The 25,664-nt window shown below is 66.6% G+C and carries 20 protein-coding genes and 1 pseudogene; 17 read left to right on the forward strand and 4 right to left on the reverse strand.

What is annotated here, in order from left to right; genetic code table 11:
• The first annotated feature begins 106 nt into the window (after positions 1-106).
• The 6 genes from eccB (at position 107) to ACWGIH_RS28255 (ending at position 6,431) form a co-directional block, all read left to right on the forward strand.
• Positions 107-1,636, forward strand: a complete 1,530-nt coding sequence (gene eccB, locus ACWGIH_RS28230; RefSeq protein WP_453451177.1) for a type VII secretion protein EccB — start codon at positions 107-109, stop codon at positions 1,634-1,636.
• Positions 1,637-1,711: 75 nt separating this feature from the next.
• Positions 1,712-2,899, forward strand: a complete 1,188-nt coding sequence (gene mycP, locus ACWGIH_RS28235; RefSeq protein WP_453451202.1) for a type VII secretion-associated serine protease mycosin — start codon at positions 1,712-1,714, stop codon at positions 2,897-2,899.
• A gap of 656 nt (positions 2,900-3,555) precedes the next feature.
• Positions 3,556-4,017 (forward strand): hypothetical protein, encoded by a 462-nt coding sequence (locus ACWGIH_RS28240; protein ID WP_453451176.1) that lies wholly within the window; start codon positions 3,556-3,558, stop codon positions 4,015-4,017.
• 14 nt (positions 4,018-4,031) lie between these two features.
• Positions 4,032-5,378, forward strand: coding sequence for a hypothetical protein (locus ACWGIH_RS28245; protein WP_453451175.1), 1,347 nt, complete (start codon positions 4,032-4,034; stop codon positions 5,376-5,378).
• A 124-nt stretch (positions 5,379-5,502) separates the two neighbouring features.
• Positions 5,503-5,910, forward strand: coding sequence for a hypothetical protein (locus ACWGIH_RS28250; RefSeq protein ID WP_453451174.1), 408 nt, complete (start codon positions 5,503-5,505; stop codon positions 5,908-5,910).
• Positions 5,911-5,924: 14 nt separating this feature from the next.
• Positions 5,925-6,431 carry a hypothetical protein gene (locus ACWGIH_RS28255; RefSeq protein ID WP_453451173.1) on the forward strand — a complete coding sequence of 169 codons (507 nt, stop codon included), beginning with the start codon at positions 5,925-5,927 and terminating at the stop codon, positions 6,429-6,431.
• A 76-nt stretch (positions 6,432-6,507) separates the two neighbouring features.
• Here the strand turns inward: ACWGIH_RS28255 and ACWGIH_RS28260 are convergent, their stop codons facing one another.
• The gene (locus ACWGIH_RS28260; protein ID WP_453451172.1) at positions 6,508-6,834 is read right to left on the reverse strand and encodes a DUF4333 domain-containing protein; all 327 of its coding nucleotides are present in this window, start codon (positions 6,832-6,834) and stop codon (positions 6,508-6,510) included.
• Positions 6,835-7,071: 237 nt separating this feature from the next.
• Here ACWGIH_RS28260 and ACWGIH_RS28265 point away from each other — a divergent pair.
• The 6 genes and pseudogenes from ACWGIH_RS28265 to ACWGIH_RS28290 form a co-directional block, all read left to right on the forward strand.
• Positions 7,072-7,363 (forward strand): annotated as a pseudogene (locus ACWGIH_RS28265) (hypothetical protein); the annotation flags it as partial.
• A 780-nt stretch (positions 7,364-8,143) separates the two neighbouring features.
• A complete protein-coding gene (locus ACWGIH_RS28270) occupies positions 8,144-8,617 on the forward strand; it encodes a hypothetical protein (RefSeq protein WP_453451171.1) in 474 nt (157 codons plus the stop codon).
• Between the two features lie 1,457 nt (positions 8,618-10,074).
• Entirely contained in the window at positions 10,075-10,200 is a 126-nt protein-coding gene (locus ACWGIH_RS28275; RefSeq protein WP_453451170.1) for a hypothetical protein, read from the forward strand.
• 128 nt (positions 10,201-10,328) lie between these two features.
• Positions 10,329-11,486, forward strand: coding sequence for a S8 family serine peptidase (locus ACWGIH_RS28280; protein ID WP_453451169.1), 1,158 nt, complete (start codon positions 10,329-10,331; stop codon positions 11,484-11,486).
• A 57-nt stretch (positions 11,487-11,543) separates the two neighbouring features.
• Entirely contained in the window at positions 11,544-11,882 is a 339-nt protein-coding gene (locus tag ACWGIH_RS28285) for a WXG100 family type VII secretion target (RefSeq protein ID WP_453451167.1), read from the forward strand.
• 56 nt (positions 11,883-11,938) lie between these two features.
• On the forward strand, positions 11,939-12,241 hold the full coding sequence (locus ACWGIH_RS28290; RefSeq protein WP_453451166.1) for a WXG100 family type VII secretion target: 303 nt from the start codon (positions 11,939-11,941) through the stop codon (positions 12,239-12,241).
• Positions 12,242-13,058: 817 nt separating this feature from the next.
• Here ACWGIH_RS28290 and eccCa read toward each other — a convergent pair.
• Positions 13,059-17,036: a type VII secretion protein EccCa gene (eccCa, locus tag ACWGIH_RS28295; protein ID WP_453451165.1), complete on the reverse strand. Its 3,978-nt coding sequence runs from the start codon at positions 17,034-17,036 to the stop codon at positions 13,059-13,061.
• A 238-nt stretch (positions 17,037-17,274) separates the two neighbouring features.
• Positions 17,275-17,403: a hypothetical protein gene (locus ACWGIH_RS28300; RefSeq protein ID WP_453451164.1), complete on the reverse strand. Its 129-nt coding sequence runs from the start codon at positions 17,401-17,403 to the stop codon at positions 17,275-17,277.
• Between ACWGIH_RS28300 and eccD the strand changes: the two genes are divergently transcribed.
• Positions 17,396-18,919 (forward strand): type VII secretion integral membrane protein EccD, encoded by a 1,524-nt coding sequence (gene eccD, locus ACWGIH_RS28305; protein WP_453451163.1) that lies wholly within the window; start codon positions 17,396-17,398, stop codon positions 18,917-18,919. The two genes, ACWGIH_RS28300 and eccD, sit on opposite strands and share 8 nt — an antisense overlap.
• 10 nt (positions 18,920-18,929) lie before the next feature.
• Here the strand turns inward: eccD and ACWGIH_RS28310 are convergent, their stop codons facing one another.
• Positions 18,930-19,232 carry a DUF397 domain-containing protein gene (locus ACWGIH_RS28310; protein ID WP_453451162.1) on the reverse strand — a complete coding sequence of 101 codons (303 nt, stop codon included), beginning with the start codon at positions 19,230-19,232 and terminating at the stop codon, positions 18,930-18,932.
• 279 nt (positions 19,233-19,511) lie between these two features.
• Between ACWGIH_RS28310 and ACWGIH_RS28315 the strand changes: the two genes are divergently transcribed.
• The 4 genes from ACWGIH_RS28315 (at position 19,512) to ACWGIH_RS28330 (ending at position 25,624) form a co-directional block, all read left to right on the forward strand.
• The gene (locus ACWGIH_RS28315; RefSeq protein WP_453451161.1) at positions 19,512-21,125 is read left to right on the forward strand and encodes an outer membrane protein assembly factor BamB family protein; all 1,614 of its coding nucleotides are present in this window, start codon (positions 19,512-19,514) and stop codon (positions 21,123-21,125) included.
• 259 nt (positions 21,126-21,384) lie between these two features.
• Complete coding sequence (gene rpsO / locus ACWGIH_RS28320) at positions 21,385-21,672, forward strand: 30S ribosomal protein S15 (protein WP_160507553.1); 288 nt, start codon at positions 21,385-21,387, stop codon at positions 21,670-21,672.
• Between the two features lie 359 nt (positions 21,673-22,031).
• Positions 22,032-24,248 carry a polyribonucleotide nucleotidyltransferase gene (locus ACWGIH_RS28325; RefSeq protein ID WP_453451159.1) on the forward strand — a complete coding sequence of 739 codons (2,217 nt, stop codon included), beginning with the start codon at positions 22,032-22,034 and terminating at the stop codon, positions 24,246-24,248.
• Complete coding sequence (locus ACWGIH_RS28330) at positions 24,245-25,624, forward strand: M16 family metallopeptidase (RefSeq protein ID WP_453510414.1); 1,380 nt, start codon at positions 24,245-24,247, stop codon at positions 25,622-25,624. Before ACWGIH_RS28325 ends, ACWGIH_RS28330 begins: the two co-directional genes overlap by 4 nt.
• The last annotated feature ends 40 nt before the right edge of the window (positions 25,625-25,664 follow it).

A 25,664-nucleotide genomic window follows, 5' to 3' on the forward strand; every position in this document is an offset into this window, starting at 1 on the left:
CACCTCACACGTGTGATTACTCAACAGGCATAGTAGGGGCCGGGTCTGACAACGGAGGGTGGGGGTGGCATGCCCCCGGCGCCGCACGGGGGAGAAGCAGGCACTCATGGCATCACGGCGGGACGAACTCAACGCCTACACGTTCGCGAAGCGCCGCACGCTGGCGTCCTTCATCCAGCCGTCACCATCGGGTTCGGAGGAAGGCGCACCTCGCCCGCTGCGTGGCGTGGTCCCCGGCATCATCGTCGGAGTGATCGTCCTGGCCGTCTTCGGTGCCTGGGGCATGTTCAAACCGGCGGCCAAGCCAGGCTGGGACAAGCCCAAGGAACACGTGATCATCGCGAGCAAGTCCACGACGCGATACGTGGTCCTGGAGACGGACGGCAAGCGCCAACTGCACCCGGTGCTGAACATGGCGTCGGCGAAGCTCCTCCTCGACGCCGACAAGGGTGACGTCATCAACGTCGACGAGTCGGTCCTCGACAAGGGCAACATCCCCCACGGCGCCACCATCGGCATCCCGTACGCCCCCGACCGCCTGCCCTCGGAATCCGAGGCCGGCTCCGCCAAGCGCTGGGCGGTGTGCGAGCGCCCGGGCGAGGGTGGCAGAGCCATCCAGAAGGCCGCGTTCATCCTGGCGGAGCGCGAGCAGAACAAAACCGAGGGCAGCGAACGGCTGCGCGGTGGTGAGCTGCTGTACGTCGTCGGGCCCGACAAGGTCCGCTACGTGGTGGACGCCCGGGGCAGGGCGTACCGGATCGCGGAGAAGGGCGAACTGAATGCCCTGCTGCGCGTCATTGTGGACAAGGGCCGTGAACCACAGCGGGTCTCCAGCGAGTGGCTCAAGACGCTGCACTACGGAGACCCGATCGCGTTCCCGAAGGTGGAGGGCGTTCCTGGGGCCGCTGCCAACGTGAAGGGCCTCCAGGACCAGCGGGCGAACCGGGTCGGCATGGTCCTCAAGGCATCCGAGGGCGCGGGGACGCAGCACTACGTGGTGGAGCCCGGACGCATCGCCCCGGTCTCCGACTTCACCGCGCAACTACTCCTCGGCAGCCCTGACCTGGTCGACGTAGGTCAGGCCGGGCAGGCCCGCAACCTGAGCACCGGCGCCTTCTCCCCGGACCTCAAGACGTTCGGTTCGGAGTTCACATGGCCGAGCCGGGCTCCGGTGACCGCCAATGAAGCCTCCGAAAACGCAGGGAGCCGCAACACCGTCTGCAACGTCCTTCGCAAGGTGGACGGCGACGGAGACACCACGCTCAGCACATGGGCGGGGACGGACTTCCCGGCCACGCTGCCCACGGGCTCGTCCAGCGCCTACGTATCGGCCGGATCGGGGCTCCTCTACCGGCAGTTCACCGGCTCGGAGACCAAGGCGGGCGGTGTCTTCCTGGCCACGGACACGGGCCTGCGCTACGCGATGCAGTCCAACAGCGACAGCGCCACGGACGACGCGGGCATCGGCACGTCGGCCAAGCAGCGCAAGCAACAGCAACAAGAGGCGCAGCAGGCCCAGACCCGGCTCGGCTACGCGAACGTGGACGCGACCCCGGTGCCGGCCACCTGGTCCACGTTCCTCCCGACGGGCCCGCGCCTCTCGACCTCGGCGGCACGCCAGCCGCAGGGCTCCTAGGCGGCAGGGGATCTGACGATGACGTACGCACAGCGCTGGCCGCACGTCGCCGCGGCCACGGCGGCGACTCTGACGATGCTCGCGACGACAACGGTGCTCGCGGCACCCGCTGCGGCCGCGGCCGGCGACCAGTGCACTTTCGGGGGCAAGAAGTACGCGGGCCGCCCCTGGGCGCTGCAGCGGGTTCTCCTGGACGAGTTGTGGCGTCAGTCCACCGGAAAGGGCGTACGGGTGGCGGTGATCGACACGGGGGTGGACGTCAAGAACCCGCAGCTCAAGAACGCGGTGGACGTCTCAAAGGGCCGCAACCTGCTCCCCAGGAACCTCAAGGACGAGAACGGCGACAAGATCGAGCGCGGCAACGAGAAGGGCACTACGGACACCGTCGGTCACGGCACGCGCGTGGCGGGCATCATCGCGGCCCGCCCGGCCAAGGGCACCGGTTTCGTGGGCCTGGCCCCCGACGCCACGGTGATCCCCTTCCAGCAGAACGACGCGGAGGGCCACGGCGACACAGAGACTCTCGCCCAGGCGATCGACTACGCGGTCGCCGCGAGGGCGGACGTCATCAACATCTCCCAGGACACGGCCAACGCCGTGGAGCCGGCCCCGATCCTGAAGCAGGCCGTGGACAGGGCACTCGCGAGCGGGAAGGTGATCGTGGCGTCGGCCGGCAACGACGGCCTGGGCGGCAACGTCAAACCGACCTACCCGGCCTCCTACGAGGGCGTATTGGCGGTAGCGGCATCGGACCGCAACAACGAACGGGCCGCGTTCTCCCAGTCGAGCGAGGCCGTGGGCGTTGCGGCCCCCGGCGTGGACATGATCTCGACGGTCCCGGGCGGCGGCCACTGCTCGGACAACGGCACAAGCTTCTCGGCTCCGTACGTCGCTGGAGTGGCGGCCCTGATCAAGTCCAAGCACAAGGACTGGACACCCCGCCAGATCACGGCCCAGATCAAGCAAACAGCAGAACGCTCGGTGGCAGGTCACGACCGCCTGGTCGGCTGGGGAGTGGTGGACCCGGTCCGAGCCCTGACGGAGGACGACCACCCGATCGAGACCCCGAGCGCCGAGGAGGGCATCACTCGCGCGAAGGCCCCAACTCCCGCTGACCTCCACCTCGGCGAAACAACGGAAGAACGAACGGCCCGCATCGCCACGTACGTGGCTGTGGGGGCGGGGGTTGTGGTGGCGGGGCTTGGTGGGGCGGGGGTGGCTGTGCGGGATGGGCGGAGGCGGAGGGATGTGGGAGCCAGGTAAGCCGCGACGCTGGTTCGTGGGAGAGGCGGATGTGGTCACGGAGCCCGGCCGCTATGGACATGGTGGGTGCCGATTTACTATCCCCGGCTATGAGAAGTGCGGCGTCCACCGCGGGCGGCAACATTGCCGCCGACCACATCTGAAGGAGCCCAACTCGGTCTGGGCGGCTGCCGTCGAGCCGAGCAGGCAGATCTGCGACGGTGCCCTGAGCCGCCGAGATCAGTGGCGACTGCTCAAAGGCTGGCAGGAGGACATGCCTGCTTGCCTTAATGCCGATGTTCGCGCTGACCGCGACGGTCCGGCCCTGAAAACCACAGAGGCTGCGACTTCGCCGGTTCTCCACCGCAGCGGGCACCTGGGATCCGCCCGTCACTCGTCCTGGAGCGATGGCGTCACCGGTGCGTTCCGTCGGCTCGATGCCCTCACGAACCCGGCTGGTCAGCCAATTCAGTCACCCCGACGAACCCGAACCGCACCGCCGGAGACGTGGAATCCGGCGCCCAGGCGACGGACAGCCGGGCCCACGACCAGAAGCCCCCAACAAGTGGAAACGGCCTCCCCGTTGAACGAGCGAGCCGTCACGAAAGATCGAGGCTAGTGTATATGTCAGATACCCGAGTACACCCTGGGTGCCGTATGGGAACGGGGGACTGAGCGTGAGTTCTCAAGACATGAATCCACAAATGGACCTGGCCGGGGAAGATGGTGCAGGAGGCCCCGGCATCCTGGCCAGCTCCGCGAGCGACAAGCAACGGGCCGTGACGCTCCTGAACGACTACCTCTTGGGGCAAACCCAGGCAGCTGGGCGTATGGCGGAGGGCGGCGGCCAAGTGAGTCCGCCCCTGTTGATGCCGCTGCCGCAGCCGGGGGTGAGCGTGATGAAACCAGACACCGGCCTGAAGGGGCTGTCGAACTGGGCTGTCGAGGCCGGCTTGTCAGAGGCGATAGTGGCCTGGCAAGGACAGGTGAGTCGGCTGACGGATCGACTGAACAAGGAACTGAAGGCGTTGCGAGGCACCTCCTCAGTACTCCATAGCCAGGACTCAGCCACCTGGGGGCAGTTGAACTCAATTGACGTGGACCCGCAGCGGCCTCCTAGCCCGCTCGACAGCATGTAACCGGGGGACTGATCGTGCCACTGAAGTACGAGGACGTGATCGAGGCTGACCTCTCACCCCTCTCGGTCGTTGCCGGAGCTTGGCACAAGATGGGCGACCGCTTCGGCGAGTTGAAGGGTGAGTACAAGAAGCATGTGCCGCGTGCCTTGGCGAACGGCAAATGGCAGGGGGAAGCCTTCGGTGTGCAGCAAGATGCCGCCAAGGTCACGTCCTTCGAATACGCGGCCGCCAAGAAGGAGGCGCAGGCCATTGCCAGCCTGCTGAAGGACGCGCACACGGAGCTGACCCGGCTGCAGAAGGTGCTCAAGGATCTCGTCGCGGATGCTGAGGCGAAGGACTACAAAGTCGATGGATCTGGCAAGGCCACCTACGTCGGCTTCGACAAACTCACCTCTGAGCAGTGGGAATCCTTCATACATGATCCAGATCGCGCCCGGTTGGAGGCCCAGGCCCGGGAGCGTGCCCAGGGGTGGACCGATGAGATAGCCAAAGCGGTGAAGGCCGTTGACGAGTCCGACCAAAGCATCCGGCGGGCGCTTGACCGTGCAGTGACGGATACTTCACCTGACGGCGGTGGTCGAAATGGATTCAACGCAAGTGCCGTCGGTGATTTGAGGAAGGCGGGAGGTCGCGAGGAAACTGCCACTCAGAGCAACGGCTGGAGGGCGGATCGCAAGGGTGAGGTAACTGGCCCGGATGCCGATGCCACTGCCACTGGTGTCGGGTACGGAAAGGAGGGAATGGCCAAAGCGTGGGTCCAGCTCGCCCACCTGAACGGGCAGGGCGAGGTGACCAATGGAAATTTCAAACTATCTGGAGTCGCTGACCTTACTGCAGATGCCAGAGCCATGGGTACTTACGGGATCACCGAGACGGGAATATCCGCGGACGGGGGAGCTTCCGCAGGTGTACGGGGAATGGTCGAGGGGCGTGTCGAGGGAAATCACTCGGGCGCATACGCAAGAGGAAACTATTTCGCTGGCGCTGAGGCAAAGGCCAAGGTGGCACTTGGTCTGGAGAAGACCGGCCTTGGCGCGGAGGCATTTGCAGGAACGAAACAGTCTGGCGCTGCTGGTGTGGAAATTGGCGGTATTGGTATTGGCGGTACGCTCGAGACATGGGAGGGCGTGGGCGCGGAGGCTTTTGCTGGCTGGGAGAAGGGTGACGACGGCAAGCTGCATATTGGCGCTAACGCGGGCCTCGCTGCCGCCCTTGGCGGGGGTGCAGGCGTTGAGATCACTGTTGATCCGGCCAAGGTGGTCGACACCGTGAAGGATGCTGGAGACGCATTGGGTGAGGTGGGAGGCGCACTGGGCGATGCTGGCGGCGCCATCAAGGATGGCGTAGCCAGCATCTTCTGAAAAGCCGTTCTGTGACGTGACTATGGAGAGACCAGTGATACCTGCGACGCTGCCGGTGCCCCTCGAATTCCGGCTACCGGAGGCCTGGAGTCCAGCAAATCTGGACCAGGTCGATACTCCCGGAGTGGCCTTCGCCGCGGTGCACCCGGAGCCGGAGAACGGGTTCGCGGCCAACATCACCATCGACGGTGAGTATCGGCCGGATGAGGCGACTCTGACCGAGATCGCTGAGGAGTCGGTACTCCGGATGCGCGAACTTGATGGGTCGCTGGTCGTCCTTCATCGCAAGGAAGTCGGCTCCGGCGAAGCTCCCGCTCTGACACAAACCATTCGTTTCTCGACCGTCACAGGCGGCGTACGCCGCGATCTTATACAGATTCAGGTCTACCTGGTTATGCTCGACGTCCATGACGCCGGCAAGCGGGCGGTGATCCGGCTGGCCCTGACCGCCACCGCGAACCAGATCGACAGTGTCTTGGGTGACTTCCAAGACTTTGTGAGTACCGTCCGTCCTGACAGCGGATCGAAGTAAGGGAGGGCTACATCGTGAACAGCGGTAACGACACAGGAGAAGCAGCAGAGTTGTACGCCCGGGTCGAGGCCGTCATCGCAGGTACGGAGTACCAGTTGATCCGGACGGAGCAGGGGTTTGAGCTGAGTGTCGAAGTTCGCGTGCCACGTCGGCGAGGGAGTCACTCTACGCAGCTATGGACGTACGATGTCGCGTTGAATTCGGAAACCATGACATTTACGATCAACGATGTCGTTCGTACTGAGCGCCGATCGCTCGACGGGCGGCTGCTGATGAGTGAGACAGTTGCGGGCCGAAAAGTGACCCGTATCTCTCACCGAGCTCTGGATGGCTCGGCTCACTACTCCTTCTTCTCGGCCGATGGCCACCGTCTGATCAGGGATGTCGCAGAGGAATCGGGCTGGGAGGAATTGATGCCTTCTTCCGTGTACTCGGCCCGAGCGTCTCTCATCTTGGGTGCAGCCATTGCGCTCACCATGGTGGTCGGAATCACGATAGCGTTCGTGACTGGTTCTCTGTGAAGGTCCCGCGAAGGAATCGACTCGTAACGCGTGTCATTCGTTAACAGCTCGAGCCGGCCTTTGTTGGAGGGCTCAACTACTTTGGCTTCTGGTCAACCTTGATATCGATTTGAACTGCCTCTTCACTGGACTTGCGGTCGGCAGTGACCGTGAGCCCGTACTTGGTACCATCGGGGGCCGTAAGCGTACACCTGGTATTTGCCCCCTCTTTCGCCTCCAGCTTGTTGGGACAGTCGACGGTTTTCGGCGCCTGTCCAACCTGCTCTGTCAGAGAATTCGCGACCTGCTTTTCCAGTTCTTCGGTTCCCACCGAGTCGGAAGATGACTTGGTTGTGACGCTACAGGCCGTAAGTGTTAGGGCGCCGATTGCTGCGAGTGCCGCGATCCTAGTAATGGCGTACATGCGTCTCCCTGATGTAGTTCGACGAGCAAGATTATCAGGCGCTGCGCTTTTAGTCTCTCCCGGACTGGATGACATGCATCTCGTCAAGTCTTGGGGCATTTGCGCGATATCGCTCCCATTGGCTGTAATGTGTTCGCTTGTTGTGGGTTCATTCAGATTGGGAATCGCGTCCTGGTCGGGCTCTTGAGCCTCGCGCTTTCGTGAAACCCGGTGTCCAAAAGGCGTTCGGTGAGACGAATAGTGCCTCTGACCAGTATCTGCGTCGGGGGTGACGGTCGGTCGGTGGTCTTGTAAGCAGGTGGTGTCCTGCTAGTGGAGATCGTCCGCAAGACCGGGCTGGATCACGCAACATCGGCGGCCCTGTCCCTCGTCAGCCGGGCCGAAGGCCCTGACGGCGATCCGCTTCGCACGGTCCCAAGGCCGCCAGGAGGTCGGGACGTTGATGGGCTTCGTCGACCACAGCAGCGGCTGGAGTGGGGAGCCGTTCTCGGCCCCGCTGCGGTCCGGGGAGGCGAGCAGCAACACTGCCTTCAAGGTGTCGGCGTGGGCTGTGGCGACCGAAGCGTTGAATTGGGCGGAGATCTGGGTGGGGTTGTCGTGCCTGCGCAATTACACCAGGGCGGACCATCGCGCGTTGACGCAAGGGTAGGTTGAGGCCGCTGTGTCGACGTATTGAGACGTCGCATACCTCCCCCAATGACAAGACAGCCTCGTCCGTCGCGCACCCCACGACTCAGGTCGTGAGCATGAATGCCTTGGGGCCGACCTTCCCCAACTCATCGTTGCGTACTGCCAGATCGCATTCTTCGCCCCATCTGTGTTCCTGATGGAAGGCGTTCATTCAGCTGAGTTCTCGTGGGGTGTTGATCGTTTGCCTCGGCCCGCACCGTTGCCACTCGCCCCCAGGCATGAGGTTCCTCCCGTTGGTTGGTAGGGCGACGGAGTCCAGATCCCCGGTGCCGAGTCCTACTGCCAGGTTTGCGGGATGAGAAGGGTTTGCACGTGTGCCTGCGTCGGGATCCATCTTGTTGGCGCAGCGGTGGTCAGATGGCTGGCCCGATGATGCTGGAGCGGAGGCGGGCACCCCTGTTGGCTGGTAGATGGCCCTCGCTGAGACGAGGTGGGGCTCGTGGCAGAGTTTGGCCGGCGCGGTGGGCGCTCTGGTTGGCTGATTTCCAGCTTCCCTAACGCACAGTTCAGTTGGCAGTCACGATTAGTGTGACTAGAGTGACGCGGGCGCGATAAGTGACCACCTAGCCACCGCGATCGTGACGGTCGGGGCAGGCAGGTAACGGGGAGGGTAGGCATCGTGCTTGCTACAGATGGGCGCGGGGGCGCCGCGCCGTCATCCGGCGCCGACCTCAAGCGCGGGCTGGAGGCGCTGAAGACCTTTCGTCGGCGCGTCAACACGCTGCTCACGGAGTTCGAGGGTTCGGCGGGCGGTTCGAGCAAGGTTGGAGGGTACAAGCTCTCCCGGGGGTCCTTTAGCGGTGGGGGGAGCGCGTTTCCCGCGGCCGATGGGCTGTACTCGCAGTACGACCAGGTTCACGAGCGGTTGACCTCGCTCTCCAAGATGCTTGGTGACCAGATCGACGCCATGGGTATTGCGGTGCATGGCGCGGACGTCGGCTTCGACAACCTTGACGAGGACCTGAGGCAGCGTTTCTGGGCGATCCAGACCAGGGTTGACCGTGACGAGGCTGCCGCTCAGCGCGAAAAGGACGGCATGCCTGATTCGCCCCGTAGCAATGGCGACGCCGGCTCTGACTCCGGGTGGCGCTGATGAGCTTCGAAGGCCACCGCCTCAACGACATGATCGACTTGGTCGAACAAGCGAACCCCGCAGACCTGGAGAGCGCGGGCGAGGCCCTCAAGAAGGCCCGCAACGCGATCGCCGCGGCCGCCAAAGAGCTCGGCGAGCACATCGATCGCGTCGACTGGGAAGGCGAGTCGGGGGAGGCGTTCCGCAAGTGGGGCAAGAACCTCGTCAAGGACACGCATAGGCTCTCCGAGTTCGCTGACACTGCCAGCGTTCAAATCGCTTCCGCGGGTGCCGGGCTGGCATCCGTCCGAAGCTCCATGCCGCCCCGGGACCAGCGGGCCGACCCGAAGATGGTCGAGGACATCCCCACCCCCAAGCGGGTGGACGGCAATGCGGAGTACGACGCCGCGGCCAAGGCGGAGAATGACCGCCAAGAGGCGATCAACCAGATGAATCGGTTGTCGTCGTTCTACCAGGTGTCGCAGCACTCGATGGCAGGGCAGGAGCCGCCTACGTTTTCGGCTATGCCGGACGTGGGGGTGCCGAAGGGGAAGGCGGCATCCCTCCCCGGCGTGGAGCGGGGTGCGGCCACATCCTCCATGACCGCCGGTGGCGCTCAGGCGACGCCTGACCGCTCTACCGACGCCGCGACGGGGGGTGACCCCCGTCCGGTCGAATCCACGCTGCCCCGCGTTGACGAGTCCGGCCCGATCGCCCCGCCGGAGTCTGTCGCTTCGGCGAATCGGCCTGTTGGTACGGAGATTGACGGTATCGGTACTCTGCCGCCGCAGACCGCGAGCCCAGCACCCTCTCCATCACCTCCGGCACCAAGTCCAACGGGCGGTGTTGGAGAGCCTGTCCCTCCCCTTGGAATTGGCCCCCGCATCCCTGCGACCAGTGGCCCTGTTGGCCGCACGCCAGTTCCTGGAGCAGGCTCGAAAACCTCGCTACCGGCCCAAGGTCGAACAAGCACGACAGGCCCAGCGCGACCAACTGCGGGCCCTGGTCTCTCGAACCCGATGGGGCGAACAGGTCCGACGGCACCGGGGAGAACCGCCAGTGGTCCAACGGCCACCGGTCAACCGCCAGTGGGACGTGCGGTCACTGGAGGAACACCGCGTCCCACCACGCCGGGCGCGCGCCCTACCCTCCCGGGCACCGGTGGTGGGCGCGGCAACGGCGTCGTCGGTGGGCGGCCCGCTCCTGGCCCGGTCCAGGGTCCGTCGGGTTCCAGGCTGCCGCGCGGCCCGGTCATCGGAGCTGAGGGCTCCGGTGGTTCCAGGCCAACGAATGGAGCCGGAGGCCAACGCGGAGTCATTGGAGCGGCGCCTCATGGCACGGCTGGTAACGGGCAGACGGCTCGCCGGGCCATCCGTAGTCCCGATGGTGTGGTCGGTGCTCCCAAGGAACGCACGTCTACCGCCGCAGCCCGCAGGAACGGATTCACCGCAGGGGGCTCAGGGCTGGTACGTGGTCCGGTGGGCACATCACGACGCCCGGATGGCGACGAGGACGAGGGCGTGCAGCGGCCCGACTATCTGGTCGAGGACGAGCAAGCACATTTGCCAGGCGACCGGCGGCACGTGCCGCCGGTGATCGACTGATCGCGAGCAAGGACGTGCAGGGAATGAGGTCAGAAGCCAGTCGGCGCGGCGGGTGGGTTGCGCCGTTTCCGGGCGGTGCAGGGAGACGCTTCGCCACCGGGGCCTCCGCATTTGTTGTGCTTGCTCTCATGCCCGTGGGGCTTGCTCCGAGTGCGACGGCGGACGATACCCAGTCGAAGCTGTGGCACTTGGAGGCCATGGGCGCTGATGAACTTTGGGATGTCAGCACCGGCGAGGGCATCAAGGTCGCAGTTGTCGACACGGGCGTCACGGAGACACCTTCGCTCAAGGGCCGCGTTCATCCGGGCAAGGACGTGGCAGGAATGCCTGGTGGCTCGACAGATGACTACGACGGACATGGCACCACGATGGCGGAGCTCATCGTGGGATCCGGACGAGGCGGGGGGATCAAGGGTTTGGCCCCCGGTGCCGAGGTCGTGTCTTTTCGAACCGGCCTGGGTGGCAAGTTCGAGAAGAAGGGAAGCCGTAGCGCCGAAGCAATTCGGGCCGCTGCCGACAGCGATGCCCGGATCATCAGCATGTCCTTCGGTTCTGACTTTGCGTACCCAGATGAGAAGGAGGCGGTGAAGTATGCCGCCTCGAAGGGCAAGTTGCTGTTCGCGGCCGTCGGCAACGATGGAGAGAAGAAGGACTTCATCGGGTACCCCGCCGCGTTTCCATCTGTCACCGGAGTCTCCGCCGCTGATGAGTCAGGAAAGGTCGCCAGATTCTCTGAACGTGGTGACTACGTGGACCTGGCGGCGCCAGGTCGGGGCCTCCCTCAGTGGTGCGATGAGACATTTCGTTCGTACTGCGATGGCGAAGGCGGCACCAGCGCGGCCACAGCCATCGCCTCCGCCTCCGCCGCCCTGATCTGGTCCAAGCACCCCAACTGGACGGCAAACCAAGTCCTCCGCGTCCTCATCGACACCGCAGGCCGCGACTGGCCGAAGAGCGACCCGAGCATGTACCTCGGTTATGGCCTGATTCGGCCGGCTCCCAACCTGCTGGAGGGGAAGGGGGACCCTGGCCCTGCGGATGTTGACCCTCTCACCAACCAGAAGACTCCCGGTGTCGGGTCAGGCAAGGAGGCTTCGCCCTCTCCTTCCGAGAAAGCCTCGTCGAAGCCCTCGAAGGGATCCACGGGTGGTGAAGCCGCAGCGGCGGCTTCAAGATCGCAGTCCGCTGAAGGCAATAGTCGGCTGTGGTTGATCCTTGGTTCTGCTGCCGTCGTGATGATCGGTGGCATCGCATTCATGACGATGCGTGCCCGCCGCAGAACCTGAGCGCGGCGCGGCATCACTCGACGCATACCAACAAATGTTCAGGAAGGGAGCCCAGCCGTGGCTGAAGGCCAGAAGTTGAACAACCAGCAAGTGGCGCTGCTGAAGAAAGAGATCGTGGGCAAGTACGAATCGGTTCAGCAGCAGCTCAAGCGTCTCCAGGGCACCCTCGACACGATGGAGGTCAACTGGCGAGGCGTCGGAGCTCACGCATTCGACAAGAAGCAGACTGAGCTCAACGATCGCATGCAGGCCATCGGGAGGATCTTGGTGGATTTCCTGGAAGGCATCAACGACAACGAGAAAATCGCCGATGGGCTTGAGGACCAGGTCCGGTCGACGATGAACAGTATTGACGTGCAACACGGCGGCAAGCACTCAGCCATCAGCAGCTACTGAAGCACTGATCCCAGCGGGGAAGACGTTCCCCACAACTACTGAGAAACGGGGCAGGCATGGCAAACGTTCACTTGGACGAGCTCGCGGTCAAATACGGCGGTCTCGACGCCATCACGACCGAACTCGGCATTCAGGCCAAGCAGTTGGAGGCCGACCTCGCGGACATCAAGCGGGCGGTAACGAAGGTGGCCGAAGGCTGGGAGGGCATGGCCCACGAGGCGTACGTCCTGAAGCAGAAGGAGTGGGACAACAACGCCGAGGCCATTCACCGGGCTCTGGTCGAGATCGGCCAGAAGGTCGGCCAGGCCGGCGGCGACTACCGCGGCGGCGACCTGAAGGGCGCCAGCTACTTCCAGTGATCTTGAGTATCAGGCAGGTCCGGGGTGGGTATCCGCGGGAGATGCCCACCCCGGCTTGTCGGCAACGCGAGTCAAGCAGTAACGGCCGCGTTCCAGTAGGCCGATTAGTGCGGTGACTCGGGTGGCTTGCTTCCTCTCGAGGAGTCGGCGGCCTTCACTCACTTCGATAGGGCCGGCTTGTCGCGTGACATGCAGCGTGGCTACGGTCACCACCGCTTCAGCTGCTGCCGTGTCGCAGACATGCCCCTGGCCGTCGGTCTGCTGCCCCACGACGCTCGCCCGTCTGGTTCGGGCCTGGACGACATCCTCTGCTCCGACTCCTGGCCCTCTGCCTCGGCCATGGTGCAGGGGGGCCCTTGCAGACGTGCCAATGAACTCCTCGCGCTACCTACTTGGAGCCCGCTGGGGATCGCGGCGCATGGGCCTGGACCCGGATCATTCCTGTCTCACGCGCCGGAAGTGGAGATGATCATGCCCAGGCCCAGGGCACGAACTCCCATCCCCGACAAGGCGACCTTCGCTCCGTGGGGAGGATCGAAAGAGTTCACGCGCCGTTGGTAGCGCTCTATCTAACCCAGCTCGACGTACTCGACGTATAGGGCTTCTGATGTCGGTACGTGAGCCGCACTCCTGACGCTGAACGATTGCTCGGTTCGTGCGACGCCGGCTAGCCACCGCACCGTGCAGATGGCTTCCGAAGGATTCACGGTCTCCATCGTGAGTATCTGAAGTTGGGTGCTGGCAAGGCCAGTCATATTCGGTCACCCTTCCCCTGCCGTACGGGCCCTGTCGTACGGTCCCGATCAGCCTGATCCCCTCAATACTCCCCAGCCACCAACCCCGTCTGCACCAACGGCTTCCCCCGTCGCCGCGAGACGAAGGTCCCCCGCCCCGCCGGCATCGGCCGCGGTCGCACGCCACCCAGGATGTCGCCCTCGCCCGGGTCCCCGGCGAGCACCACGCCCTGCGCGCCCAGTTCCTTCATCCGCTGCATGAAGGGTTCGTACGCCGCGCGTCCCGCTCCCGCCGTCGAGCGCGCGATGATGAAGCGGACGCCGACATCGCGGGCGAAGGGGAGCAGCTCGGTGAGCTGGCCCAAGGGGTTGCCGCTCGACGTGGAGACCAGGTCGTAGTCGTCGACGATCACGTACACCGTCGGGCCCCGCCACCAGCTGCGGTCCCGGAGCTGCTGGGCGGTGACGTCCGCCGTGGGTGTGCGGCGGTTCATCAGGTCGGCCAGGGCCGTCATGTGGTGGTCCATGGCGTTCGACATGGGGATGTACTCGGCCAGGTGCGAGGCCGGGGTCACGTCGAGGAGCGAACGGCGGTTGTCGACCACGAAGAGCTTGCACTCGTCGCCGCTGTAGCGCTCGGTGAGGCGGGTGATCAGCAGGCGCAGGAGGTTCGACTTGCCCGACTCGCTCTCGCCGAAGACGAAGAAGAACGGGTCCTGCTCGAAGTCCACGAAGACCGGTTCGAGGTTGGTCTCGTCGAGGGCGAAGGACACACCCCTGTTCGGGAAGACGTTGCCCGGCGGCAGCTGTACTGCGGGGAGTTCCCTCGGGAGCAGGCGCACCTCCGGGGCCCCCGGTTCCGTCCAGTGGCGGGACACCTCGGCCGTCAGGGTCGACGTGGCATCAGCGAGGTCCGTGTCGGACGACAGGCCGTCTACGCGCGGCACCGCCGCCATGAAGTGCTGCTTCTGCGGCGTCTGGCCCCGGCCGGGAACCCCTGCCGGGACGTTGGCGGCGACCTTGCGGTCGAACTCCGAGTCCATGGTGTCGCCCAGACGGAGTTCCAGGCGGTTCATGAGGTGGTCCTTGAGGTTCGCCCGGACCTCCATCGACCTCGAAGCGGTCAGGATCAGGTGGACGCCGTAGCCGAGGCCGCGCGCGGCGATGTCGAGCACCGCCGGTTCCAGGCCCTCGTACTCCGAACGGAAGTTGCCCCACCCGTCGATGATCAGGAAGACGTCGCCCCACGGCTGGTCGGTCACCGTGATCTCACCGCGCGCCCTGCGCGTCCGGAAGTCGGCGATCGACGGGATGCCGGATGTGCGGAAGTACTCCTCGCGGCGCGTCATCACGCCGTACACCTCGGCGACCGTGCGCCGTACCCGCTCGGGGTCGAGACGGGAGGCGACCCCGCCGACGTGGGGGAGGCCGGCCACGGACGACATTCCGCCGCCGCCGAAGTCAAGGCCGTAGAGCTGCACCTCGTACGGAGTGTGCGTGAGCGCGAACGATGCCATCAGCGAACGCACCAGTGTCGACTTGCCGGACTGCGGGCCACCGACGATCTGCATGTGGCCGGCCGCGCCCGAGAAGTCGCACCACAGTGCGTCACGACGCTGTTCGTACGGCTTGTCGACCAGGCCGAGGGGGACGACGAGCCTCCCCGCTCCCTCGTATCCCGGCTGTGTGAGCCCACGCCCCGGCACGGGCGCGAGTCCCGGAAGCAGCTGGTCCAGGGACGGCGGGCTGTCCAGCGGCGGCAGCCACACCTGGTGGGCCGCCGGGCCCTGTGCCTCCAGGCGGCGCACGATGACATCGAGGACGGTGTCGGCCAGTGCGTCGTCCGGGTCCGTCGCCGACTGCGTACGCGGCTCCGGCACGGCCGCCGCCGCGGCATAGCGCACGGGTACCTCGGCCGCCGTGAACAGCACGGGGCGGCGGTCCACCGGCCGTGGCCCGCCCAGCGCGGCGGCTTGCTCCGAGCCCGACCGGTACACCCCGGAGACGTACGCCGCCTTGAAGCGGACCATCTCGTCCGTGCCGTACTTCAGGTATCCGGAACCGGGCACGTTCGGCAGCTGGTACGCGTCCGGTACGCCGAGTGCCGCACGTGACTCGGCGGCGGAGAAGGTCCGCAGACCGACGCGGTACGAGAGGTACGTCTCCAGGCCGCGAAGCCGGCCCTCCTCCAGACGCTGCGAGGCCAGCAGCAGATGCACGCCGAGCGAGCGGCCGATGCGGCCGATCTGCACGAACATCTCGATGAAGTCCGGCTTGGAGGTCAGAAGTTCGCTGAACTCGTCGATGACGAGGACCAGAGAAGGGATCGGCTGGAGCGGAGCCCCTGCCGCGCGTGCCTTCTCGTAGTCGTGGATGTTGGCGTAATTGCCCGAGTCGCGCAGCAGTTCCTGGCGCCGGTTGAGTTCGCCGCGGATGGAGTCACCCATGCGGTCGACGAGCGTCAGGTCGTCGGCGAGGTTGGTGATCACGGCGGCGACATGTGGCATCTGGGCCATGCCCGCGAAGGTCGCACCGCCCTTGAAGTCGGCAAGGACGAAGTTCAGGCTCTCGGAGGAGTGGGTGACGGCGAGACCGAGCACCAGCGTGCGCAGCAGCTCCGACTTGCCGGAACCGGTGGCGCCCACGCACAGGCCGTGCGGGCCCATGCCCTCCTGCGCCGCCTCTTTGAGGTCCAGCATCACGGGGCGGCCGTCCTCGCCGACACCGATCGGCACGCGCAACCGCTCCGCCTGCGCGCGCGGGCGCCAGGTCCTGGCCGTGTCGACCGAGTTCGCGTCACCCAGGCTCAGCAGATCCGTGAACTCGAGATTGGCCAGGAGCGGCTCGTCGTCGTCACCGCCCGACGCCACCCGCAGTGGGGCCAGCTGCCGGGCCAGTGCCTCGGCGGCTTCGTAGGAGAGGAGGTCGGGCTTGCCCTCGTACACCAGGCCGTGCCCGGACTCGATGCGCAGCGTCTTCGGCTGTACGACGACGGACAAGCCGCCGCGTCCGCCGGTCAGTTCCCCCGGCACGACTTCCACGACCGTCACGCCCTGCAGTCCCTCCGGGGACGCGAGGACCGACATGGGCGGCAGCGAAAGACCATCGAGTACGACGACGATGTGCGGCTCGTCCGGCACATGCGCTCCGCCGGGGTGGAAGCGGGGGCGCCCCTGCAGTCGGGCGGAGAGCATGGCCTCGAGCTCGATCGGGTCACCGGTGATCAGACGCCGGCTGCCCGCACCGTCCGCGGTGCCCTGTGTCTGGCAGTGCGGAAGCCACTTGGACCACTCCCATTCCGGAGCGGCGCCCCTCCCCACCGCGACGGCGATCACCAGGTCCTGGGGGGAGTGCAGGGAAGCGAGAGAGCCGATCAGCGCGCGGGCCGCGGCCCGGACGGTGTCCGGTTCACCGCTGACCGTCACGTGGTAGAAGGCCCGCAGGGAGATCGCCATGGGCAGGTCTTCCAGCGTGCTGTGCGCGGCGAGGAACCGCTGCATCGCCCCCGCGGTGAGCGGTTCCAGCTCGTCCACCGGCGCGGTCTCCGGCGGCACGAGCGGTGTGGCGAGCGATTGAGGGCCGAGCCCGACGCGCACCTGCCCGAAGTCCTCGTCCCCCGTGCGGCGTTCCCAGACCCGGCTGCCCTCGGCGACCAGCGCCCACAGCTGCTCGGGCGAGGGGTGCAGGTAGTACTGCGCGTCGCGCTGCGCCCGCGCGGTCTCCAGGGCTCTCCGCCGGGTCTGCTTCAAGTAGCCGAGGTAGTCGCGCCGCATGGTGGCCAACTCGCCCTGCGTCCCGCGCCGGTAACGGATCAGCATCGCGACGGACATGGCCACCGTCGACGCGACCATCACCATGCCCATGATCTTCATGAACGGATGCGAACTGGGCATGAAGAAGAACACCACGGACCCGCCCATGCCCAGCATGGGAAGGAGTTGCATCATCGCGCCCTCCTGCTGCCCACGCGGCAGTTCGGGCGGCGGCTGCAGCACGACTTCTTCGGTGGGCACCTGAGACGGCAGAGCCCGAGGTGGGCGCTTCACGACGATGTGGCTCACTACGCACCAATTCCCCTACAGGGCCGAGGTGTTCCGTCCGCCGCCCCGTTTCAGGCGGACGCAGGCCGCTGTGTGATCCTACTGATACGGGTGGTGACCGGTCGGCGGTAGGGTGCCGATGTGCGCGTGAGCACCTGCTAATCCGGCCGCGGAGTCGCCTGTTCAACTGACCGGCGAATCGGCGCTTTTCGCCGTATGTGGTGAGGGTTGCCACCAAGAACCAGCCAGCTGGGTCAGATCACGCCGCGATGCACCACGTGATGCGGCACAGTCGGCGGACACGCCGCGCGCGCAGCACCAGTACCAGCACCACTGATGACATCGCCATCAGGACCACAGCATGGAGGGGGAGCAGCAAGGTGAGCATGACGGCCTCCGCGACGGCCACCGGATCGGGACGGCCCGGCCAGGGAACACCTCCGGGACCCGCCTCCGGAACCGGCACGGGATTCGGCTTCTGCCGCGTCACCATCGTCGCGCCCGACAGCCGGATCGACGTGGCGCTGCCCGACGACATCCCGGTCGCCGACATATACCCGGAGATCCTGCGCCTTTCCCGGCAGAGCCCGGCCGAAGGCGCCCCTGTCGGCTACCACCTCGTACGCCGTGACGGCGCCGTACTGGACAGCGCCCGATCCTTCGCGGCGCAGCGCATCCTCGACGGCGAGCTCCTCACCCTGCGCCCGTTCTCGGAGTCCTTGCCGCCCGCGGTCTTCGATGACGTGTCCGAGGCAGTCGCCTCCGCGGTGACGCGCGATCGCACGCTGTGGAACGGCGACTCGACGCGTGTGGCGGGACTCATCGGCGGCGCCGTGCTGCCGGCCCTCATCGCCTTCGTGGCCTGGACCGCGGAGCCCCGCCACGACATGCACAGCCTGCCGGGCATCCTTGCCGCCATCGCGGGCCTGCTGCTGCTCACCCTCGCCTGCGTGCGTGCGCGGATCTACGACGACCGGGCCTCGGCCATCGCTCTCGGCCTCGGCGCCCTGCCGAACGTGGCGGTGGCCGGCTCCGGTCTGCTGCCCCTGACCGAGGGGCAGGGCATCGGCAGGCTCCAGTTCCTGCTCGCCTGCACGGCAGTACTCATCGCCTCGGTGATCCTCACCCTGGTGTCGCCGCGCGGGGACGGCCCGTTCGTGGCCTTCGTCTTCGCCTCCGCCGTCGGCCTGCTCACCGTGTTCATCGCGACGCTCAGCAGTTTGGAGCCGATCGAGACCGCGGCGCTCTGCTCCCCGCTGGCCGTAGGCGCCCTCGCGTTCCTGCCGGGCCTGTCCATGCGGTTCGCCCGTATCCCCATCGGCTTCGAGTCCCCGCACGCCACACGCAACGAGTACGGCGCCGAGCCGGAGCCGCAGCAGCCTGTCGACGCCGAGCGCATCGCCGCCCAGGCCCGCCGCGGTCACGAGCTGCTCGTCGGCCTGGTGGGTGGCTGCGCCCTGGTGTCCGTCGGTGCGGCCGCGGTGCTCGGCTTCTCCGACGATGTCTGGGGGCAGTTGCTTGCCCTCGCCACCGGCATCGCGATGCTGATGCGCGCCCAGCTCTTCCGCTACACGGCTCAGGTCGCCTCCACGCTGGCCGCGGGCCTGTCGGCACTCGTGCTGCTCGGACTCGGCCTCTGCCTCGACCCGCCGCACGCGCTGATGCGCGATGCCCTGCGCGGCGACAGTTCGGCCCTCAACGTACGAACGCTGTGGCTGATCGCGGCGATCGCGGCCGCCTCCGTACTGGTCACCGCCGTAGGCCTGATCACGTCACGCCGCGGAGTCACCCCCTTCTGGGGCCGCTTCACGGAAATCGCGGAAGGCTTCGTCCTGCTGACGCTGGTCCCACTGACCCTGGCCGTCTTCGACGTGTACGCCTCGGCGCGAGCTCTGACCAGTTGACGGCTGCGCTCTATGCGTCAGCCGCGTCCCGGCTGCCCTCGCCCGCCGCCGGCTCCAGATCGAACTCCCCGTCCCGCGCCCCGAGTACGAAGGCCCGCCATTCCGCCTCGGTGTATCGCAGCACCGTCTCGGGATCGAGTGACGACCGCATGGCCACGGCGCCGTCCGGCAGGTACGCGATCTCGACCCGCTCCTCGTGCGCCTCGGCGCCCGGCGCGCTGTGCCACTCCACGCCGGAGATGTCGAGAGCGTAGAGCTCGTTCTTCTCGCGCTCTTTACGAGCCTGGACGTCCTCGTGCTGTGCCTCGGCCATTGCGCGACGGCCCCTTCCACCTGAGCGAACCAACCGTGGGCTCAGCGTACTTGGCAGGCCGGAAGGTACGCAGCGCAATGGACTTGTCACCCGGGGTTCCGGTCGCGGGTCCCTCAAGCCTGAACGGATGATGGCGAAAGCGCGGAGATAAGGTGACGCGCGCATCGTGCGGGACCTGAACCAGCGGGCATGTGCGGTGAGTTCACCCGCGACTTCGCACGAAGCGACACTCCGCTTCGCCTGAAGCGACCCCCCTTCGAACCAGAAAGGCCCTGCCACGTGAGTCACGGCCCGCCTCATTCCGCCTTCACTCAGTCCGTCCTGAGCGCGGAGAGGGAGAACAAGAAGCGTCGCGCGAGGGCGCTGGCCGTTCTGCTGGCAGTGGTTCTCTGCGTGGGCAGCGGTGTCGTCTGGGCGGCGGCCGACGGCGATGAGCCGCAGCCGAAGAAGCCGGCCGCCGTGCGGCAGGCACCGGACGACATCCGGGACACCGTCGAGAAATTCCCCCGGAGTCCTGAGGCCAATCTCGCCGTCGACCACAACGAAAAAGAGTTCAAGAAGAGGTTCGGGGGCGAGACCGTCCACGCGCCCGGCGCGTGGGCGACGGAGAAGAACTTCGTCCGGGGAACCGGCAGCACGCTCAAGGGCTTCAAGTTCGGCACGTTCGAGGAGGACTGGTCCACCGAGCTGACCGGCCCCATATGCGACACCACCCGCCACGTCACCGCCGACGGACGCACGGCTGTCCTGCTCCAGGAGAGGGCTGACAAGCCCAAGGGCAAGGACGAGAAGAGCAAGGACGACAAGGGCAAGAAGAAAAGCAAGAAAGACGAGAAGAGCAAGAAGAGCAAGAAGAGCAAGAACGACAAAAAGGGCAAGGGCAAGGGTAAGGGCAAGGGAAAGGAAGCCAAGGGCAAGAGCCCCAAGGCCGATGACCCCGACACGTCCCTCTGCACCCAACTGGCCTTCTTCGACCTGAACACCGGCGAGAAGCTCTGGCAGGTGAAGCTGCCCGACGCCAAGGGAGCGTTCGCGCCGAACACCAACGTGACCATGACGCGCGGCACGGTCACCGTGGCCTGGGGTCAAGGCTCGGTCGCGTACGACATGAAGCGCGGGCGGCAGTTGTGGACGAGCGCGGCCTCCGCGGAGTGCCGGGACCTCGGCTTCGCGGGCGGGCGCGACCTCCTTGCCCTCGTCCGGTGCGGGGGCACCGAGGAGCCCCAGTTCAAGGTGCAGAAGGTGCGGCCCAGGACGGGTGAGCCGGAGTGGACCTACAAGGTGGCGCGGGGGATCGAGCGCGTCTACTTGGTCTCGTCCGAGCCCGCCGTGCTTGCCGTCTCGACCGCGGGTACCGCCGTGACGGACTTGATCACCCTCGATGACCGAGGTGACTACCGGGCCACGATCGACATGCCGGAGGGCCGCTTCGTCGACAACTGCCACAAGCCGCTCTTCGGGACCGTGGAGACGTGTGACGCGATCGCGGTCGGGCGGGACCAGCTGTTCCTGGCGGCCGCCAAGGGGACGCCCGCGGACAACTGGATCGTCTCGTACGACCTCGGCACCGGGAAGACCGTCAAGAAGTTCGACTCGAAGCCGGGCCGCCCGATGTACCCCTTGCGGGTGAGCGGCGGCAGGCTGCTCGCGTTCCGCCCGAGTGCCGACGGTGTCTCACCGGCCGCCGTGGTGAGCCTCGACCCGCGTACGGGCAAGGAGGCCCCGTACCTGCTCTTCGGCATGCCGGACCGCATCGGTATGGAGAATCCGGAGGAGAACGAGATCATCGTCGAGCACGGCCGGGTCTTCTTCGCCCCCCGGGAGCTCTCCGCGGAGGACAGTGGACACTGGAAGGACGCGGCCTTCAGCGTGCTGGGAGTCGAAGGCGCCTGAAGCGGCCTGAAGCGCAGAGCTGAAGCAGCGCGCGGATGACTCCGGAGGGCTGGACAGGAGCCCTGTCAGCTGTCCACGACCCGACTGGTACCCTGTGTAGCGGCCGTATGTGTACGCGCCCCCGGACCCCCAAGGTCGACACCTCGACCAAGGACCTGAGGGCAGCGCCCAGCGGACCTCGCCTCCCGAGTTGTGGAAGCTCCCCTGCGATGTAGACCAGGGGCACTCGGTGGCCACGAAAAGACTACGAGGAGTAAGCGTGTCGCTCGACGCCGCTACGAAGAAGCAGATCATGACCGAGTTCGGCCAGAAGGAGGGCGACACCGGCTCCCCCGAGGTCCAGGTCGCCATGCTCTCCCGCCGCATCTCGGACCTGACCGAGCACCTCAAGACCCACAAGCACGACCACCACTCCCGTCGTGGTCTGCTGATCCTGGTCGGTCAGCGCCGCCGTCTGCTGCAGTACCTTGCCAAGAAGGACATCAAGCGCTTCCGTGCGCTGGTGGACCGTCTGGGCATCCGTCGCGGTGCGGCGGGCGCGAAGTAAGACATCGTGAAGGGAGCGGTTCCCACGCAAGAGGGGGCCGCTCCCTTTGCTGTACGTGCGCGTTGTCACCGACGCTTTGTAGTCTGGTGACATAAGCACGTCCCCGCGGGTAGGGATCACCATGATCCAGCGCCCGGGGGACACCCAGTAGGACCTCACGAAGGAGAGGCGCACCAGCCGCCGCCGATCTTCGGTAGTGGCCCCCGGGCGAAACCCCCGGGAGCTTCGATCGAAGACCGGCCCGCACACACGGCGCGTTTCTCCGCACAGTCCCCGTCCACGAAGGACGCATGGGGCGCCGCTCCCGGGCCACACGGGCCCAGGGGCGAGAAGACGAAACGTAGACACGTAGGAGAACAGTGGAGAACGAGACCCACTACGCCGAGGCTGTTATCGACAACGGCACCTTCGGCACCCGCACCATCCGCTTCGAGACGGGCCGCCTGGCCAAGCAGGCCGCAGGCTCCGCCGTCGCGTACCTGGACGACGACACCATGGTGCTGTCGGCCACCACCGCTTCCAAGCGGCCCAAGGACCAGCTCGACTTCTTCCCCCTCACGGTGGACGTCGAGGAGCGGCAGTACGCCGCCGGCAAGATCCCCGGTTCGTTCTTCCGGCGTGAGGGCCGTCCCTCCGAGGACGCGATCCTGACCTGCCGCCTGATCGACCGCCCGCTGCGTCCTTCCTTCAAGAAGGGCCTGCGCAACGAGATCCAGATCGTCGAGACGATCATGGCGCTCAACCCCGACCACCTGTACGACGTGGTCGCGATCAACGCCGCCTCCTGCTCCACGCAGCTGGCCGGCCTGCCCTTCTCGGGCCCGATCGGCGGCACGCGCGTGGCGCTCATCAAGGGCCAGTGGGTCGCCTTCCCGACGCACACCGAGCTCGAGGACGCCGTCTTCGACATGGTCGTCGCCGGTCGCGTCCTCGAGGACGGCGACGTCGCGATCATGATGGTCGAGGCCGAGGCCACCGAGAAGACCATCCAGCTGGTGAAGGACGGCGCCGAGGCCCCGACCGAAGAGGTCGTCGCCGCCGGTCTGGAAGCCGCGAAGCCCTTCATCAAGGCCCTCTGCAAGGCCCAGTCGGACCTCGCCGCCAAGGCCGCCAAGCCCACCGGCGAGTTCCCGGTCTTCCTGGACTACCAGGACGACGTCCTCGAGGCCCTCACCGCCGCCGTGAAGTCGGAGCTCTCCCAGGCCCTGACCATCGCCGGCAAGCAGGAGCGCGAGACCGAGCTCGACCGCGTCAAGGAGATCGCCTCCGAGAAGCTGCTCCCGCAGTTCGAGGGCCGCGAGAAGGAGATCTCCGGTGCCTACCGCGCGCTGACCAAGAAGCTGGTCCGCGAGCGCGTCATCAAGGACAAGGTCCGCATCGACGGCCGTGGCGTCACGGACATCCGTACGCTCGCCGCCGAGGTCGAGGCCATCCCGCGCGTGCACGGTTCGGCGCTGTTCGAGCGTGGCGAGACCCAGATCCTGGGCGTCACCACCCTCAACATGCTCCGTATGGAGCAGCAGCTCGACACCCTTTCGCCGGTGACGCGCAAGCGCTACATGCACAACTACAACTTCCCGCCGTACTCGGTCGGCGAGACCGGCCGCGTCGGTTCGCCGAAGCGCCGCGAGATCGGCCACGGCGCGCTCGCCGAGCGCGCGATCGTGCCGGTGCTCCCCTCGCGCGAGGAGTTCCCGTACGCGATCCGTCAGGTCTCCGAGGCCCTCGGTTCGAACGGCTCGACGTCCATGGGCTCGGTCTGCGCCTCGACGATGTCGCTGCTGAACGCCGGTGTGCCGCTGAAGGCCGCCGTCGCCGGTATCGCCATGGGTCTGATCTCCCAGGAGATCGACGGCCAGACGCACTACGTCGCCCTCACCGACATCCTCGGTGCGGAGGACGCCTTCGGCGACATGGACTTCAAGGTCGCCGGCACGAAGCAGTTCGTGACCGCGCTCCAGCTCGACACCAAGCTCGACGGCATCCCCGCCTCGGTCCTGGCCGCCGCGCTGAAGCAGGCCCGTGACGCGCGTCTGCACATCCTCGACGTGATGAACGAGGCGATCGACGTTCCGGACGAGATGTCCCCGAACGCGCCGCGCATCATCACCGTCAAGATCCCGGTGGACAAGATCGGTGAGGTCATCGGCCCGAAGGGCAAGATGATCAACCAGATCCAGGAGGACACCGGCGCCGACATCACGATCGAGGACGACGGCACCATCTACATCGGTGCCGCTCAGGGCTCGCAGGCCGAGGCCGCCCGCGCCACGATCAACGGCATCGCCAACCCGACCATGCCGGAGGTCGGCGAGCGCTACCTGGGCACCGTCGTGAAGACGACGACCTTCGGCGCGTTCGTCTCGCTCATGCCGGGCAAGGACGGTCTGCTGCACATCTCGCAGATCCGCAAGCTCGCCGGCGGCAAGCGCGTGGAGAACGTCGAGGACGTCGTCGGTGTGGGCCAGAAGGTCCAGGTCGAGATCGCCGAGATCGATTCCCGCGGCAAGCTCTCCCTCATCCCCGTCATCGAGGGCGAAGAGGGCGACGACACGAAGGACGACACCGACAAGTGACGTCGCGTAGCACCACGACGACGGCCCGCCCCTCTTCGGAGGGGCGGGCCGTCGCCCGTACCCAAACCCTCCTCAAGGGCAAGGACGGCATCGGCACGGTCCGCCGTACGACGCTGCCGGGCGGCCTCCGCGTCGTCACCGAGACCCTGCCCTCCGTACGCTCGGCGACCTTCGGGATCTGGGCGAACGTCGGATCCCGTGACGAGACGCCGACCCTGAACGGCGCCACGCACTACTTGGAGCACCTGCTCTTCAAGGGCACCAAGAAGCGCAGCGCCCTCGACATCTCGGCCGCGCTCGACGCGGTCGGCGGCGAGATGAACGCGTTCACGGCGAAGGAGTACACGTGCTACTACGCACGCGTGCTCGACACCGACCTGCCGCTGGCCATCGACGTCGTCTGCGACATGCTGACGGGCTCCCTGATCCTCCAGGAGGACGTCGACGCCGAGCGCGGCGTCATCCTCGAAGAGATCGCGATGACCGAGGACGACCCGGGCGACTGCGTGCACGACCTGTTCGCGCACACGATGCTCGGCGACACCCCGCTCGGCCGCCCCGTCCTCGGCACCGAGGAGACGGTCAACGCCCTCACCGCCGAGCGGATCCGCCGCTTCTACAAGAAGCACTACGACCCGACCCACCTCGTGGTCGCGGCCGCGGGCAACGTGGACCACAACAAGGTCGTACGCCAGGTCCGCGCCGCCTTCGAGAAGGCCGGCGCCCTGAACCGCACCGACGCCACCCCGATGGCCCCGCGCCAGGGCTCCCGCGCTCTGCGCACGGCGGGCCGCGTCGAGATCGTCAACCGCAAGACCGAGCAGGCCCACGTCATCCTCGGCATGCCGGGCCTCGCCCGCACCGACGAGCGCCGCTGGGCCATGGGCGTCCTGAACACCGCGCTCGGCGGCGGCATGTCCTCCCGCCTCTTCCAGGAGGTCCGGGAGAAGCGCGGCCTGGCCTACAGCGTGTACTCGTACACGTCGGGCTTCGCCGACACCGGCCTCTTCGGCGTGTACGCGGGCTGCCGCCCGAGCCAGGTGCACGACGTCCTGAAGATCTGCCGCGACGAACTCGACCAGGTCGCGCAGAACGGTCTGAGCGACGACGAGATCGGCCGCGCGATCGGCCAGCTCGCGGGCTCCACCGTCCTCGGTCTGGAGGACACCGGCGCGCTGATGAACCGTATCGGCAAGAGCGAGCTGTGCTGGGGCGAGCAGATGTCGGTCGACGACATGCTGGCGAAGATCGCGGCGGTCACCCCGGACGACGTGCGCGAGGTCGCCCGTGAGGTCCTCGGCCACCGTCCCTCGCTGTCGGCCATCGGCCCGCTCAAGGACAAGCAGGCCGCCCGCCTGCACGAAGCGGTCTCCTAAGCCCTTAGCGGTCTTCTAACTCCCTTAAGGAATCAGGCAC

The organism is Streptomyces sp. NPDC054872 (genome assembly GCF_053610705.1).

Bases quoted from the DNA above. Each gene is read 5' to 3' on its own strand.
- eccB (WP_453451177.1), top strand. From the start codon at position 107: ATGGCATCACGGCGGGACGAACTCAACGCCTACACGTTCGCGAAGCGC.
- mycP (WP_453451202.1), top strand. From the start codon at position 1,712: ATGCTCGCGACGACAACGGTGCTCGCGGCACCCGCTGCGGCCGCGGCC.
- ACWGIH_RS28260 (WP_453451172.1), bottom strand. From the start codon at position 6,834: ATGTACGCCATTACTAGGATCGCGGCACTCGCAGCAATCGGCGCCCTA.
- ACWGIH_RS28280 (WP_453451169.1), top strand. From the start codon at position 10,329: ATGCCCGTGGGGCTTGCTCCGAGTGCGACGGCGGACGATACCCAGTCG.
- ACWGIH_RS28290 (WP_453451166.1), top strand. From the start codon at position 11,939: ATGGCAAACGTTCACTTGGACGAGCTCGCGGTCAAATACGGCGGTCTC.
- ACWGIH_RS28300 (WP_453451164.1), bottom strand. From the start codon at position 17,403: ATGCTCACCTTGCTGCTCCCCCTCCATGCTGTGGTCCTGATGGCGATG.
- ACWGIH_RS28310 (WP_453451162.1), bottom strand. From the start codon at position 19,232: ATGGCCGAGGCACAGCACGAGGACGTCCAGGCTCGTAAAGAGCGCGAG.